Below are 16,300 nucleotides of genomic sequence, written 5' to 3'. Positions count from 1 at the left end.
TTTATTTTCATGTTTTTGTTATCGGTAACAGTTTTGTGCTTGCGATTTTTTTTGTTTCGATTTAAGGTTAACACCAAATTAACCTTTGGATCTGGAAGAGAAACAAATGAAGGCAGCTATTGCATTTATTGTCATTGTCCCACTTAGTGTATTTTTTATCTATGAATACGCTATTCACGAAGAGGTGAAAACAGCTACGGTTACGCCAATGAATGAAAAAAATGTTGCTGTAGTTGCAGCACCAATAGTCACTAAACCTTTGCCTAGTAAATCATTACCGAGTGTAAGCGCAACAACACCTGCAAATACGCTGCAAAGTGATAGCGAGTTTGATGCCATCAACCGTCCATCAGATAAAGCTAAGCAGGTACTTAAAGCGGCTGGTGTATTACCGACTGATTTAAAAAATGAAGCCTATGTTGAATTTGACTTGGCTGCACTTAGAGAGCTTAAGCAAGGTGATAGCTTTGATTTAGCGATCCCGCAGACGGCTGAAACTTTTAGCGCCGAAGTGACTAATGTGATTGCCGCCAGTAATGGCGATAAAAGTGTATTTGGCAGCGTTATTGGTGCTGATGGACGTTTTCATACCACAGTGCTGACTATCGGAAAAGATGCTGTATATGGCCAATTTACTGCCCCGAGTGGTAATTACGTGTTTGAAAGTAAAGGGCAATATGGCTGGTTAGCGGCTAAGCGCGACCTCTATAAAAACCATATTGAACACCAAGTAACCAATCAACCCGCTGCTCAGCCCATTGATGGGGATGATCCTTTTGCTCCAAAAGCTGAGGCTAATAGCTTATAAAAATTCATCACGCGTAATTTTTATAAGCCAATAAAACACAACTAACAAGGAAATAAGATGAACAAACGACTAACCACTTTAGCTGCATTTTGTGCATTAGGTATGACTGCAACTAGCCAAGCGGCGACCATTGATATTGCGATTTTATATACCGATCAAGCGGCAGCTGCCACCACCAACATTAACACTAAAATCAACCAGTACATTGCCTTTAGTAACCAAGTATATAGCCAAAATGGGGTTGATATTACGTTACGTTTAGTCGGTAGCGAAAACTTAGGCAACCATGCTATTACACCTTCGAGCAGTTGGTTAAACTCAGTAACTAATAGTAGCTATATTCAAGGTTTACGTAATAGCTGGGGGGCAGATATGGTCGCTGTGCTTGGTACTGGTCAAAGTGCAGGCAGTAATCTAATTTCCTGCGGTATTGCGTGGGTTGGTAATGGCAGTAACGGGAGTTTATACAGCTCGTCAAGTAACAGTATGTATAGTATTACAGCAGTAGATTGTGGGGCGACAACGTTTGTGCATGAGCTGGGTCACAATCAAGGCTTACTGCATTCACGTAAACAAGGTGACACCTCAGGTGGTGTATATGTAGATGGTATGGGTCATGGTGTGCAAAATCAATTCGCCAGTATAATGGCGTACCCGCATGTATTTGGTAGCGCCACACAATACGATTATTTTTCTAATCCAAGTTGGAGCGTGAATGGTCTTTCTTATGGTGTAACTGGCGAGTCGTTTGCTTGGCGCACAGTGAACGAGACTAAAAACAGTATTGCTAACTTTAAATAAGCGTTATTTTTAGTACATTGTTTTTCCCTTTTGAGCGCAGTTGCGCTCTTTTTACTGGCGCTAACTAGCGCCAGTATATGCAACGCAGATAGCGATGAACACTGGCGCTAAAGATAGCTTGTCCTGAGCTCAGGCTAGTTATTTAAGGCCGGCCAAAGTGTAGCCCCATCACTGTCAATTTTACTCAATACCTCAATCCCTAATACTTTAGCAATCATAGGATAAATATCGAGATTATTGACTTTATCAAGGGTAATGCCTTGTTTAAATGCGGGGCCATTAGCAATAAAGGTTGCCGCCATATCATCGCTGTACGCGTAGCCATGGGTACCTAAATAGTTAACTTTGCCAGTATCGGCGAAGGTTTTTGGTGCTGTGGTTTGTAAAATAATATCGCCAGTACGGCCATTATTTTGATAATGATACTGCGCTCGCTGGCTATCAGTTAGGACTATGTAACGGCCTTTCGCCGCTTTGTTTAAGCGTTCTTTATAAGCGCTGATATCTGCTGCTGTGGTGTTTTCATTGGCATAAATTAGCACGCGTGGGCCGGTATTTTTAACCATAAATTTATCATCTTTGGGTAAGCTACTGATGGCAATGCTTTGGTTTGGCGCAACGGCGCTCATGCCATGGTCAGAGACAATAACCAAGTTAACATCTTGCTCAAGGGCTGTTAGGCGCTGTTGTAATTGCCCCATTAAGGCATCGACTTGCTGCACCGCTTGTTTTGTCTGCTCAGCATCTGGCCCGTATTTATGCCCCATACTATCAACTAATGAAAAATAGCTAATGACTAATTGTGGGCGCTGTGGTGCAGGGAGTTTTAGCCATTGGATAATTTGCTCTATACGGTTTTGGTAATCACTGTGTTTTGAATAGTGATAGTAATAATCAGGTGTCATACCATTAAAACGTGCATCTGATTCGGGCCAAAAATAGCTTGCTGATTTTAGCCCTTGCATAGTCGCGAGGTTCCAAAGTGGAATGCCACTAAACCAAGTGCTGTCGTCTTTACCTTTACCCATGCTATAGCAGTCGTTGCGTTTGCTGTCGCAAAAACGATTATCCACTACTCCGTGGTTAATAGGTAACAAACCGGTAATGATAGATAAATGATTAGGAAAGGTTTTAGTTGGATACACTGGCTGCATTTTATTTGCTCGAACCCCTGATTTAGCGATAGCGGCTAAATGAGGGGCGTCGTGTTTTTCAATGTAATCCCAGCGAAAGCCATCCAGCGAAATAAGCACGACCGTGTTATTTGGGTTTTGTAATGCATGTACATTACTGACAAAGCAAAATAATAGAACTGAAAAAACCAAAAACTTCATTTGGAAACCACCTTGGTTAAAGCAATGTTGAGTTAAAAAAGTGACAGAGTGCAGTGTAATATGCATTTGTGACATACATAAGGCTTTATTTTAAAAGTTAATTATCAATTCTCATTTATTCTCCAAGCTGTTAGATTAAAGTTATTAATAAAGGAGTGACGATGATCGACTTTAGTAAAAAAATCACCTCTGCACGTGAGCAGCGTTCGACCCCTAATTTACAAACAGCGCTTGAAAGCGATCGTGGGCGTATTATCAACAGTGCGGCAATTCGTCGCTTACAACAAAAAACCCAAGTATTTCCACTTGAGCGCAATGCCGCGGTGCGCTCTCGGCTTACCCACTCACTTGAAGTACAACAAGTGGGGCGTTTTATTGTGCAGCGTATTTTTGCTAATTTGACCACTAAACAACAGGCGGAATATGGGCTGACCGGTTTGGAGCGACCACTGGAAAGCCTAGTCGAAATGGCCTGCTTGATGCACGATATTGGTAATCCGCCATTTGGTCATTTTGGTGAAGCGGCAATTAACCACTGGTTTAAGGAAAATTTGTCGGCACTGACTCCTGCACGTTGCGGTGATCCGCATACCGGTATTGGGGTGATCTTTAAGCATTTAGCCCACGATATAGCTAACTTTGAGGGAAACGCGCAAGGTATTCGTATTATTCATTCGTTGCTATCGCTGAATTTAACTTACAGCCAAAGCGCGGCTATTTTAAAATACACGCGTCCGGCCAGTATGGCTAAAGAAGATATACCCCGTGATAAAGATTATCTGATGAAAAAAGTCGGTTTTTATTACAGCGAAAAAAACTTTGTAGAGCGATTGCAAAAAGAGCTCGAAATAGATCCACAATGTCGTCACCCTGCCAGTTACATTATGGAAGCAGCGGATGATATTTCCTATTGTTTAGCGGATATTGAAGATGCCGTGGAAAAAGGCATTATTAGCGTTGAGCTACTTTGCGATAAACTTAAACTACATTATAAAAAAGTACTCATTAACTATACTATTGATGCTGTTGAGCATCAGCATATGGTTGATAAAGCAGTTAATTACGCTTTAGAAAAAGCCAAATTACAGTCGTATAACTTCAACAGTGAATTTTTCATTTATTTACGGGTAAGCTTGCTTCATCCGTTAGTTAATTATGCTGCAAAACGGTTTATAGATAATATAGAGGCGGTCTATCACGGCGACTTTAATCAAGCATTATTAGAAGATCGCAGCCATTTGCACGCTATTACCAGCACTTTAAAACAAGTGGCCTTTGAGTATGTGTTTTCTCACAAAGAAGTGGGTAAGTTAGAGTTACAAGGATATCGTATTATTACGGGGTTATTGGATTGTTATAAGCCCTTACTCCAGTTAAGTCACGATAACTTTAAACGAGTGATCAAGGGCGATAGCCGCTTCTTAATTGAAACCCGTTTGCTGCAAAAACTGTCAAAAAAGCATTTAAACACTTATCTGCACGCCATCGATGCGATGCAAGCTGAGCCGGATCATGTGATTGCATACGAATTTTATTATCGCTGTCGCTTTATTCAAGACTATATCAGCGGTATGACTGATCAGTTTGCTTATGATGAATATCGGACTTTAATGGTGATTGATTAGTGAAATTCACAGCTAGATAAATTTGCGCAGTACAATTAAACTGAGAGTATTGTGTTATTTTGCTTAATAGAATTATGCTCACTTACTTATCACGGCTTGGCCTTTTTATTATACTTACTTGCAGTTTTAATAGCTTTGCAAAATACAGCGAAGCTATGTGCATTTTGTACAAACAACAGATGCAGCAATACAGTGATAACACCAGCAGTCGCAGTTATCGTAATGCGGCCAGAGATTACGATAAAAACTGTAGTAATCCGCCGCCAGTTGAACAGTCGCAACCACAGATCACAGCACCAAAAAGCACAATGCCGGAGCCAGTTACTAAGCAAGCAGAAGACAGCAACACCTTGGCTACTGAGCAACCGAGTACGGCTGTAAACCCCCTTGACAGCAGCGCAGAGGCAAGCACATCACAAGCAAAGTTAAATCAAACAACGCCAAGCGAAACCGTATCAGCAGCTGTGCCAGACGCTGCGATAGCAGCGCGTGAAGTTGCAACACCAGCGGCAGAATTTAGCGATGAGGCTATTAATGAGCAAGCTGAGCGGCTAAATGCAGCCCCTGTTATTGCCTTACCGCCAGTTACGGCTATGAATACTGATGCTAGTAGTGGCGATGCTGATACGGGTTCATTGTTAATGCCAAGTTTATTGTTATTAGCCGTATTGTTATTAGCTGGATTGCTATTGCTGCGTTTACGTGCGAAGAAAAATTCAGCACCTGCAACAGTCGAAAATAACACAAACATAGCTGCCCCGCTCGTCAGCACCGCTGAGGAACAGCCAAATAAATCAGCTATACCAAACCAAAATAAACTAACGCAACGCATTTTTAGTAATGAGCACGACTTCAAAGAGCCTGAAGTGCGTACTTTTGATCCTGATGCGCCATTACCTGGCCAACAACCTAGTGCAGCGCTTGAAAAGCAACGAAGCAATGAAACCATTACTAACGCAACCATAACTAACAAAACTAAGCTTGCTGCTGACACTGCAACAGCATTCACTTCAACGGCTGTTAACGTCGATGAAAGCAGTATTGATACCATGCTGTTTGCAGCAGATGAAGACGCTGAAATCGTTGCTACAAAGCAGCCTGAAGGCACAGAGCTTGAAAATGATGAAGATGGCTCAGAGCAAATATTTAACAGCACGGTGGCAGTTGAGCTGCTTGATGATTCATGCAGCCAAGACTTTGAAAGTACTGAGCCTACGGCGGCTGACAGCAATGATGATATTGCGAAAGCACTTGCAGCGCTTAATCAAGAGCTTGCCGCCGAACAGCAAGAGCAAGCACTCCATAATAATGAGTGTGCAGAGCCTGCTGAGTCACAGTCGAGTGAGCAAAAAGCGAACCCATTTGCGAACTTATCGCTGGATCCAAGCTGGGATCCAAACTCAACCGAAAAGCCGACTATAGCGCCGAAAAAAACAATGCCTAAATCAGCCAAACTGATCGCTGCTGAAGAACGAGCAAAACAATTGAAAACGGATGAAAGATAGCCTACATGCTGTAGCTAAACGCGCTGACAAGGTTATTTTGATTGGTTTTGAACAGTATTAGCGCGTGATTTTATTGTTTCTCGCCAGTGAAAAAGTGCAACAGTAATAACGATCAATAAACAGCTAAGCGCAATACCTAGTAAAGGCGAAACTTGCTGTAATAAACTTACGTGTGTTTGCTGGGTGATCTGTTGGCCTAAAAAATCAAAGGATTGTGGTTTGTGTTTGGGCAAGATGATTTCGAATACCTGATCATCAGGGTGAGCTTCTGCGCGTTTTGAGGTGCTATCCGATTGCTTATCTAACTGCAGTGGCGTAACAGCAGCTATCCCTTTTTTGCACCAAATAGCCCTATCTGCATTGCTTAGCTGCACGTTGCAGCGTTGTTGCGGTCGATAAACTTCATGCCAGGCGGTTTGTTTTTTATAATGGTGATGAAAATATGACTCGAGCGTTAAACCTGCAATGGGGGACTTAACTAAATCAGTTAACAACAGGGGGTCAGTTAAGGGGGGAGCCGTGGGTTTTAATGATGGTTGTGCAGTATTTGCTGTAGTTGTTGCTATGTATAAGGGCGACAAACTCAGCGCCACTAAGATAAAAATCCATTTTTTCATTAGTTTACGTCCTGTAAAAGATGAACGTATAGCCTACCAGTATTTCAGTTGAAGTCAAGTTTATAGGTACAGGTAAGGCGGTAATAACTAATTCGCTAGCATAATTACCAGTGTGTTGAGTTTTAACAACATTAAAGTTTACTAATAAGCTCAACCAGTACTTGTATAGGTTGAGCTTATTAAAACTCTTAACGTTTTTGAATTACATAGCCACTAAAGCCTAGCGCTTTAAAATACAATTTAGGCGCATTATAGCCTGCATTATCGAGTAGCTCCGAAAGACGTAATCGGTCTAACGGATAAAACTCATGCTCAAAATTATGCTTCATTCGCTCTACCCCAATATCAGTTAATCCTAACTGTTGGCAAAGACTAAACTGTGCATCACGTTCAAAGCTTGTTTCTGGGCGCATTAAATCTGCTAAATACAATTGCGCAGATGGCTTTAATTGTTTGGCAACGGCTCTAAGTAGTGATTTTTTATCGCCATCATCGGCTACAAAATGCAGTACCAATAAACACAATGCGGCATCAAAAGTATCAGTTAATTGCTCAACAGCGCCAACATGGATCTTTACGCGATCACTTATTCCTAAATCTGCAAAGCGTTTTTGACCAATATTGAGCATATCCGTTGAAATATCTTGAGCTGTGAAATGCCAGCTTGGATTGAGTGCGGCAAGCTCAGCAATATCTTTTCCGGTGCCTGAACCGACAACTAGAATATGTGCATTATCGCCCAGAGTTGCTTTTAGCTGTACAGCTGTTGTTGTATGTAATAAATCATAACCTGGGACTAAACGAGTGATCCGTGAATCGTACTCGTTAGCTTCTTCATGTGTAAATGTTGGCATCAAATCAATCCTTTAAATTATAGAGACAGTTGAATAACCACCGGGCTTTTTGGCTACATGAACCTGCGTTGCAACCCGTTCGGTCATTTGTGAGACATGGGAGATAACTCCGACTTTACGCCCTTGCGCTTGTAATGAATCAAGTGCATCCATGGCAATACTGAGTGTTTCACTGTCTAACGTACCAAAGCCTTCATCAATAAACAAAGAATTAATACTAACTTTATTTGATGACAGCGAAGCAAGCCCCAACGCTAGTGCCAGCGACACTAAAAACGACTCACCACCGGAGAGCGTATTTACCGAGCGCTGTTCATCGGCCATGTCTTTATCAACAATCGCAATATCTAAGCTTTGCTCTATGGCTGTTAATTCATAGCGTTTATTCAGTGTTCGCAAATGGCTATTGGCATAATGCAGTAATATTTTTAAGGTTTGGGTTTGTGCTAAATTTCGCATGGTCTTACCCGTTGCATCCCCCAGCACTTTATTTAACAGATGCCATTGCTCAACTTGCTGTTGCAAGGTGGCGAGTTGCTGTTGTTTGGTTTGCAGCGCTTTACTGTTTTGGTTATGCTGCGCAAGCGCGGTATTGAGCTCCAGTTGTGATTGCTGCAGTGCGTTTTGTTGCTCGGTTAGTGTCGTTAACTGCGCTGTAAGCTCAGCCTCTGTTTGTTGCGGCTTATCACTACTTTGATGTTGAGTATGGGCGTTTTGCTGTTGTTTTAACGCGGCATTTGCATCGACTAATGCTTGCGTTAATTGCTCATGTTGCTGCAATTGCGCTTTAATTTCATCACCATTTAAAGTTAGTAAAATAGCGATCTGTTCGTGACTAGCATCGGCATATTGGCTTTTAAATTCAGCAAACCATCGCTCGTAGCGTGTTGTTAACGTGGTTTGTTCTTGGCTGTTTTCCTGTAAACGTTGCTGATGGTTATTAACTGTAATGGCCTGCTCGTCACGCTGTTTTATCGCATTGTCATGGGCTTGTTGGCTTTGTGTTAGTTGTGCTTGGCATTGCTCGCAGTGCGCAGCGAGTTTTGCTTGGTAGTCGTCTGCGCTGATGTGCTCATTATTAAATAATGCCAAACGCTCACTTTGAGTGCTGCTATGTTGCTGCTGCGCCTTCGCTAAATCCGCTGTTAACGCTTTTAACGTTTGTGCGCTTTCACTAATGAGCGGGTTAAGTTGCTGGATTTTTTGTTCGCTACTATCGAGTTGTTTTTGAGTTTCTTCAAGCAAACTTTGAGTTTGCTGGTATTGCCCTACCCGCTGAGCTAACTCATTGAGGTCGAGCGTATTGTTTTGCAGTTGCTGCCAAAAGTCGCTTTGCGCAAATTGTGCACTTAGGGCATGGGTTAACTCATGTAGTTGTGAACTTAGCTCACTGTGCTTGTTACTCAGCTGGGTTTGTTGATGGGTTAAATCAACGTGTTGGCCGTGTAACTGCTGCTGAGCCTGTTGCTCTGCTTTGAGGCTATTTTGCAGCTGATTTACTTGTTCTTGTAAGTCACGCTGGCGTTGTTGCACCTTAAAATACTGTGCTTTTTGTTCGTTTAGTTGCGCATAGCGCATGTCTAACTGCTCTGCAGTTAAATTATTCAGTTCACTGCGCGTGCTTTGCATGGTGTTGTTAATTTCAAGCTGCTTAGTCTGCGCATTGTGTATCGCCTGATTTAGCTGCGTATGTTCTGCAACCAACAGCGCATGCTGAGTTTGCTGCTGGTGCAGCTGTGCTTGCGCGTGTTCATAGTGTTGTTTTGCATGCGTATAATCACTTTCAAAGTCGGCGATTAAGTTATTTAATTGCTGGTTTTGATTAGTTGCAAATGGGTGCTCAGTAGCGCCACAGACAACACATGGCTCGTTAGGTGTCAGTTGAGCACGTAACTGCTCAACACTTTCACTGGCGCGCAGTCGTGCTTGGTTAAGCGCATTCTCGCTGTGTTTAAGTGTTTGTTCGCACGTAACTAAATTTTGCTTTAATGCCGTTTGCTGTTGTTCGCTTTGGCTCAATTCACTAACAAGGTTGCTCTGTTGTTGCGTGCTTAGTTTTAGCTCTTGGCTAAATTGCTTGTAGCGTTCGCGCTGCTCTTTTAAGTAATCAATATTTTTCAGCTGGGCATCACCTTGTTCAATATTAAATTGGCTTTGCTGCTGGTTTAACTGGTTGAGTGCGGTTTGCTGATTCAGCACAGCCTGCTCACTCACTGCAACTTGGTTATTTTGCGCCGCCAGTTGCTCATTGTGTTTCGACAGCTCTACTGCTAATTGTTTGCTCTGTGCAGCGGTTGTATTTAATTGCTCGGTGGCGCTTATAAATTGCTTAAAACTGTGTTGAAAGTAAGCCCAATCACTCGCTAATGGTTTAAGTTGGCTGTGTTGACTTAACCATTGTTGCTGCTCAGCGTTAAGCTTAGCGGCTTCAGCATGCGTTGTTTTACTTTGCTCAAGTTGCTGCTGTAAACTCGTTAATTGCGTTTGTTCTTTTTCAGTTTGTAGGCTGGTGCTGGTTATAGTTTGCGTATAGATAGCTAATTGGCTATCTAGCTCACGGGCTTTGGCAATCAGTGGTTCAGCGCTTTTCTGTTGCTGCTTAGCTGTTTGCAAGGCTGTACTGTGTTTTGCAAGTGAATTGGCAAGGTTCGCAATCAATGTCGTATGATCAATACTCTTGAACTCAGTTAACTTGGTGTTTAGCTCATTATTTTGTGCCGTTAAGCTAGCAAACCGACTACGGTTGTCTTTAATTTCCAGGGCACTTTTTGCCTGCTGCGCCTGCTCACTTTGTTTTGCTACAGCTGCAAGAGCGGTGTGGGCTTGTTGTTGGTTTTGTTGTGCTTGGTGCAGCGCTTGCGCTAAGCTATTGGCTTGTTGATACCAATTAACGCCTCGCTCGGTGTCAGCTGCTGCTTTTTTTGCGTGCTCAATTTGCTGTTTTAATTCTGTAAGCTGGTTAGTTTTTGCTGCCAATTCTTCATCGCTAAGCAAGGTGTAACTGGCTAAACTGGCTTTGAGTAGTGCCAAACTATTTTTTTGCTCTTGATAGCGCTCATAAATACGCTTACCAATTAAGCTAAATTTATCGGTGCCGGTTAGGCATTCTAAAAGTTGCGCTCGCTCATCGCCAGTGGCTTTTAAAAATGCCGCAAACTCGTGTTGTGCTAGTAAGACAGCGCGCGAGAATTGCTCAAAATTAAGTCCAATAATACGTTCGACTTCTTTACTGGTCGCACTTTTATTACTAACAAGTAACGACTCATCCGGAAGACTAGATAGTTTATGCTCAGCAATTTTTAGATTGCCATCGGCTTTGCTTCGCGCTCTCGATATTGTGTAGCGTGCTCGATACAGCTGTTTATCTTGGCCAACAAAATCAACCTCTGCGTGGCCTTGCCCGGTGCCTCGTCTTAATAAATTACGAGGATCATTGAGCTTAATAGTGTCGCCATTAAAATCAATGACATTGCCTTTATCGTTGCCGAGTCTTGCTGTTTTTGCATAAAGGGCTAGGCAGATGGCATCGAGTATGGTGCTTTTTCCTGCCCCGGTATCGCCGGTTATGGCGAACAACCCTGCATCTTTTAAGGGGGCTTTGGTAAAGTCTATTTCAGCATCAACAATTGAGGCTAAATTATGAATGCGTATTGCGGTTATTTTCATAGTTGTTGCTCCGCCAGTTCACTTATCACCTCGTTTAAAAGTGTTTTTAGTGCATCGGGTACGCTTTGCCCTGCCATGTCTTTATTATTTGCGAACGCTTGCTCTAATAATGTTTGTGGGTTGAGCATTTCGACTTGGCTTAAATCTTCAAACACAGCGCTGTTTTGCTGTTTATTTATTTGCCGTACTCGTTCTATACCACAAAAATTCACCGCTTTATTTTCCAGTGCTTTTTCTATTTGTTCTCTAAAGGTGGTATCGGTATCTCCAGCACTGAGCTTTACTCTTAAATACGGCGCTTGGCTGTAACGGCTTAGATCCAAATTCGCTATTTGTTCGCATAATTGTTCGAGGGGCACACATTCTCCTTCAGGCAACAGCATAACCTCAGTTGCACGGGGAATGTAAAGGGGGTTTACAGTAACCTCAATATGATTGTTGGTAGTGGCTGTGAATTCAACAACGCATACTTGATGCTTATAGTTACGCTCAGAGAACGACATCGGCATCGGTGTGCCGCTATAGCGGATAGTGTCAGACTTTGCGACTTGCTGTGCTTTATGTAAATGCCCAAGTGCCACGTAGTTTGCCTGGCTACTAAAGATCTGTGCAGTGACCGATTCTTCACCGCCAATAATTAAATTACGCTCTGAATCACTGGAAATATCGCCACCTTTAGCATGCAAGTGGCCCATGATGATCAAAGGTGTCGAGGCGGGTTTATCTTTGAGTGCGCAATCACTACTAAGTTGATACGCTTTAGCAATACCCTGAGCGTAATCATGACCGTTTTCAGTATTACTTAAGGTGGTAACGTCACTGGCGCGTAAAAATGGCATAGCGACGATATGAGCGTTCACTGAGTCGGTATTTAAGCGGATCACAACATCATCAGGGTTATTTACATCAAAACGCCCTACTACGTGAGTATCAAACTGTGCCAGTAAAGGTTTTGCGGTCATGATCCGATTTGCAGAGTCATGGTTACCTGCAATAATCACTATCTGTAATGTTGGGCAGCGCTTTTTAACATTTTTGATGAACTGATAAAGTTGATTTTCACTGCTAGCAGGCGGTGTGGCTGTGTGATAAATATCACCTGCAACTAACAGTAAATTGATTTTTTCACTGACGAGCGTGTCGATCAACCAGCTAAAAAACTGCTGGTGTTCATCTGCACGGTGATGTTCATAAAATTGTTGGCCAAGATGCCAATCTGAGGTGTGTAAGACTTTCATGTCACGCTCTTAAAATCAGTTAAGAGCGTCAATATACCCAAGCTAAAATAAGATGCAAGGGCATAGTAGCAATCTTTAAGGGCTGAGGTTATACCAAGCAAAAATCACAATCGGTAATGCCAATAACGCCATCACTAAGGGGAATTTTAATGCTTTGGTTTGCTTGGCTTGTAACACTTTTAATGCATTAGTTTCATTACAGGCCGCCACCTTATCAATATAAAAGTAGCCTGAATCTAGATACTGTTTACAACTTTGTTCATCTGCTGGAATTGCAATCAATTCTTGTTGTTTTTTTAGGATATAAAAATCCATATGCCCACCGCATTTTACTTGTATGTTGAAACATATTTGAAAGGAAAAGCCATGCTTTTAAACCCCTCAAATTAAAAAAGTGGGCGATTTTAAATACAAATGACCATAAAGGTCAACTAAAGAATTCGCTATTTAGCGATTAATCTAAAAATAGCCGAAATTGGGCCCAAAGTTATGGGTATAACCATCAAACTACTGCATAAAGCAAGCCAGTTTTACGTTTTAAATTTTGTTTTGGAAAGTGATTGCAAGCGCCCTTTTTGTCGCAGGCTGCTATTACTTCGACAAAATACATTGGCTACTGTAAACCCCCTTTACAAGGTGTTTACGAGTAGAATTAATCTGTATTTTCAAATATGTCATTTTTTACCCTATAAAAGCGGCGGTTTATCGCTATTTTATTGAATAACTCAGGCCATTTTGACACAGTAAGATCACGAAAATTTAACAGGATTAATTATGCAAAAAGCAGTGATAACTTTAGGGGCTTTGTTTTTACCATTAGCGCTCTCAAGTTCTGTTTTGGCTTCTTCAGTTGAACAAACAAAAGGCAGTTATGTTGATAAGTTTCGTCAACTTGATGAAGCTCTGCCGACTCCGAACGTATATCGCAGTGCCGCTGGCGAGCCCGGTGAAAAATATTGGCAACAGAAAGTTAATTACGATATTGACGTTACTTTAGATGAGCAAAAGCGCCGTTTAACAGCAAGCCAAACGATTGAATATAAAAATAACTCGCCACATACGCTTAAGTATTTATGGCTGCAACTCGATCAAAATATTTTTAAAAGTGATTCAATCGCAGAACGTACAACAACCTTTAACGCTGATAAATTACAAGGTCGTCCAGACGACAAACCGGCCAAGTTAAGCTTAGCTCAACTTCGTCGTCAGCAATTTATGAGCGATAATGAGTTAGGTTTTACGGTAGCTAATGTTAAAGATGAGAGCGGTAAAGAGTTAAACGTTACTGTGGTTGATACGTTAATGCGGATTGATCTGAACGAGCCGCTTAAGCCTGGTAAAGATGTTGAGTTCAGTATGAACTTTGCTTTCAACATTGTTGAGGAAGATGCCGTCGGTGCTCGCTCAGGCTATGAACACTTTGCAGAAGATGGTAATGACATATTTTTGCTTGCGCAGTGGTTCCCGCGTTTAGCCGCATATACAGACTATGAAGCTTGGACTAACAAAGCGTTTTTAGGCAGTGGTGAGTTTACCCTTGAATTTGGTGATTATGATGTTGAGATCACTGTGCCTGCAGATCACATCGTATCAGCAACTGGTAAACTTGATAATGCCAGCAGTGTGTTAACGCGTACTCAGCGTAAGCGCTTAGAACAAGCTGAAAATGCGCAGCGTCCTGTATTCATTGTCACTGAAGAAGAAGCCCTCGAGAACGAAAAACAAGGCACAGACCAAACCAAAACGTGGCGCTTTAAAGCCGAAAACGTACGTGATTTTGCCTGGGCTTCATCACGTAAATTTATGTGGGATGCCAAAGGTTATCAGCAAGGTGGTAATGAACAACCTTTAGTGATGGCGATGTCATTTTACCCCAAGGAAGGTGGCGATTTATGGAAAAAGTATTCTACAGAAGCTGTGATCCATACCATGCAAGTGTATTCTCGCTATTCGTTTGACTACCCATATCCGGTTGCGCAATCTGTGAATGGCCCTGTAGGTGGCATGGAATATCCAATGATCACCTTTAATGGCCCACGTACCAAACTACAAGATGATGGTTCTCGTACTTATTCGCAGGCCGAAAAACGCTTTTTAATTGGTGTGGTGATCCATGAAGTAGGTCATATTTACTTTCCAATGATTGTTAACTCCGATGAGCGGCAATGGACCTGGATGGATGAAGGCTTAAATAGCTTTTTAGATGGTGTAGCTGGACGTGAATGGGATCCAACTATTCCATGGGGCGTAGAGCCGCGCGATATCGTCGCTTATATGAAGTCTGAAAACCAAGTGCCTATTATGACGCAGTCTGACAGCGTATTGCGCTTAGGCCCTAATGCCTATACTAAGCCTGCTGCCGCATTGAATATTTTGCGTGAAGTTATTTTAGGCCGAGAGTTATTCGACTTTGCCTTTAAAGAATATGCCCAGCGCTGGAAATATAAACGCCCTACCCCTGCTGATTTCTTCCGTACTATGGAAGAAGCGTCTGGTGTTGATTTAGATTGGTTCTGGCGTGGTTGGTTTTACAGCACAGATCATGTTGATATTTCGTTAGATAAAGTCTATCAATTGCGTTTAGACACCAAAAATCCAGATATTGATTTTAACCGCCTCCGTGATATTGAAGCGGCTAAACCAATGCCTTTATTCGTTGAGCGTAATAAAGCCGAAGGTAAGAAATTATGGGTTGAAGAAAACCCAGACGTGACCGATTTCTATGACACCAATGACCGCTTTACTGTGACTAATAAAGAGCGTAACGCGTATAACAAGTTCTTAAAAGATTTAGAGCCGTGGGAAAGGAAAGTACTGGATCGCGCCGTTGCAGAAGATAAAAATTACTATGTGTTGGAGTTCTCAAATTTAGGTGGCTTAGTGATGCCAATTCTACTTGAACTGACTTATGAAGACGGCAGTAAAGAAGAGCAGTATATCCCTGCTGAAATTTGGCGTCGTAATCATAAGCATGTGCAAAAGCTTATTATCACCGATAACAATAAGCCACTTGTGTCAGTGTCTGTTGACCCTCGCTGGGAAACGGCTGATGTCGATGTTGAAAATAACAACTACCCCCGCCGTATTATTCCATCACGTATTGAAGTGTATAAGCGTGATAAGAGTAAAGCGAAAGTCAGCCGCGATATCATGCATGATAGCAAAACTGAATTAAAGAATGATCAAGAGAAAGATGACGCTAAGGAACAACAATAATGCGTTTTTTGCTCATTACGCTTGCTATGTTAGTTGCTGCGCCTGCGCTGGCGCATCAACTGAAAGCGTCTGTAACCACGGTTTTATTTAATAAGCGTACTAACAACATCGAGTTGATGCATCGTTTTTATTTACACGATACCGAGCATGCTGTGGAGCATTTATTCCCTGGCAGTGCTGATATTATTAGTAATAAAAAAGATCAACAACGCTTTGCAGACTATATAGAGTCGCATGTAGCTCTGCAAACACTTGATGGACAGCCATTAGAATTGCAGGAAGTGGGCGCGCAAATAGATGGAAAGTTCTTTTGGGTGTACCAAGAAGCGCCCATTCCTAAAGATATTAAAGGTATTCGTATGAGTCATGGTGCGCTGCGTGATTTATGGCCTGCACAAGTCAATATGGTTAATGTTGAAGGTAAAGGCAAAGTGAAAACACTGCACTTTACCCAAGATGACACTTGGCTAGAAGCGCGCTTTGAACCAGCGAATACAGCGGTAGAGCAAACTAAGTAGGCAAATTTAATAGTCCCCCAACCGACGCGCACAGTAGTTTTGTGCGCGTTTTTTATTAATTTTTTATATTAAATATTAATATGTTTCTTTTCATATCCAATTAGTTAAACTATCTTAT

General features: G+C 42.0%; 12 protein-coding genes. 6 read left to right on the top strand and 6 right to left on the bottom strand.

The annotated features are described in order from the left end of the window. Positions 1-106: 106 nt before the first annotated feature. Both ENH88_RS06790 and ENH88_RS06785 read left to right on the top strand, forming a co-directional pair. A complete protein-coding gene (locus tag ENH88_RS06790) occupies positions 107-808 on the top strand; it encodes a hypothetical protein (protein ID WP_304181026.1) in 702 nt (233 codons plus the stop codon). Between the two features lie 57 nt (positions 809-865). Beyond that, positions 866-1,609 carry a zinc-dependent metalloprotease family protein gene (locus ENH88_RS06785; protein WP_304181025.1) on the top strand — a complete coding sequence of 248 codons (744 nt, stop codon included), beginning with the start codon at positions 866-868 and terminating at the stop codon, positions 1,607-1,609. A 134-nt stretch (positions 1,610-1,743) separates the two neighbouring features. Here ENH88_RS06785 and ENH88_RS06780 read toward each other — a convergent pair whose 3' ends face one another. Next, on the bottom strand, positions 1,744-2,943 hold the full coding sequence (locus ENH88_RS06780) for an ectonucleotide pyrophosphatase/phosphodiesterase (RefSeq protein ID WP_304181023.1): 1,200 nt from the start codon (positions 2,941-2,943) through the stop codon (positions 1,744-1,746). A gap of 161 nt (positions 2,944-3,104) precedes the next feature. Between ENH88_RS06780 and dgt the strand changes: the two genes are divergently transcribed. After that, positions 3,105-4,568: a dGTPase gene (dgt, locus tag ENH88_RS06775; RefSeq protein ID WP_304181021.1), complete on the top strand. Its 1,464-nt coding sequence runs from the start codon at positions 3,105-3,107 to the stop codon at positions 4,566-4,568. Between the two features lie 164 nt (positions 4,569-4,732). Beyond that, positions 4,733-6,073, top strand: coding sequence for a hypothetical protein (locus ENH88_RS06770; RefSeq protein WP_304181019.1), 1,341 nt, complete (start codon positions 4,733-4,735; stop codon positions 6,071-6,073). Positions 6,074-6,105: 32 nt separating this feature from the next. Here the strand turns inward: ENH88_RS06770 and ENH88_RS06765 are convergent, their stop codons facing one another. The 5 genes from ENH88_RS06765 to ENH88_RS06745 form a co-directional block, all read right to left on the bottom strand. Beyond that, a complete protein-coding gene (locus ENH88_RS06765) occupies positions 6,106-6,690 on the bottom strand; it encodes a hypothetical protein (RefSeq protein WP_304181017.1) in 585 nt (194 codons plus the stop codon). 188 nt (positions 6,691-6,878) lie between these two features. Then, a complete protein-coding gene (locus ENH88_RS06760) occupies positions 6,879-7,544 on the bottom strand; it encodes a class I SAM-dependent methyltransferase (RefSeq protein WP_304181015.1) in 666 nt (221 codons plus the stop codon). 12 nt (positions 7,545-7,556) lie between these two features. Then, positions 7,557-11,210: an AAA family ATPase gene (locus ENH88_RS06755; RefSeq protein ID WP_304181013.1), complete on the bottom strand. Its 3,654-nt coding sequence runs from the start codon at positions 11,208-11,210 to the stop codon at positions 7,557-7,559. Continuing rightward, the gene (locus ENH88_RS06750) at positions 11,207-12,448 is read right to left on the bottom strand and encodes an exonuclease SbcCD subunit D (protein ID WP_304181011.1); all 1,242 of its coding nucleotides are present in this window, start codon (positions 12,446-12,448) and stop codon (positions 11,207-11,209) included. Before ENH88_RS06750 ends, ENH88_RS06755 begins: the two co-directional genes overlap by 4 nt. A 75-nt stretch (positions 12,449-12,523) precedes the next feature. Beyond that, the gene (locus ENH88_RS06745) at positions 12,524-12,763 is read right to left on the bottom strand and encodes a hypothetical protein (RefSeq protein ID WP_304181009.1); all 240 of its coding nucleotides are present in this window, start codon (positions 12,761-12,763) and stop codon (positions 12,524-12,526) included. 459 nt (positions 12,764-13,222) lie between these two features. Between ENH88_RS06745 and ENH88_RS06740 the strand changes: the two genes are divergently transcribed. Next, complete coding sequence (locus tag ENH88_RS06740) at positions 13,223-15,664, top strand: M1 family metallopeptidase (RefSeq protein ID WP_304181007.1); 2,442 nt, start codon at positions 13,223-13,225, stop codon at positions 15,662-15,664. Next, entirely contained in the window at positions 15,664-16,182 is a 519-nt protein-coding gene (locus ENH88_RS06735; RefSeq protein ID WP_304181005.1) for a DUF6702 family protein, read from the top strand. The genes ENH88_RS06740 and ENH88_RS06735 overlap by 1 nt, the downstream gene beginning before the upstream one ends. Positions 16,183-16,300: the final 118 nt, after the last annotated feature.

It is taken from the genome of Pseudoalteromonas prydzensis, from assembly GCF_011050055.1.
Lineage (GTDB): Bacteria > Pseudomonadota > Gammaproteobacteria > Enterobacterales > Alteromonadaceae > Pseudoalteromonas > Pseudoalteromonas prydzensis_A.
The sequence above is the reverse complement of the archived record's forward strand: the minus strand, read 5'-3'. Positions and strand labels throughout refer to the sequence as shown.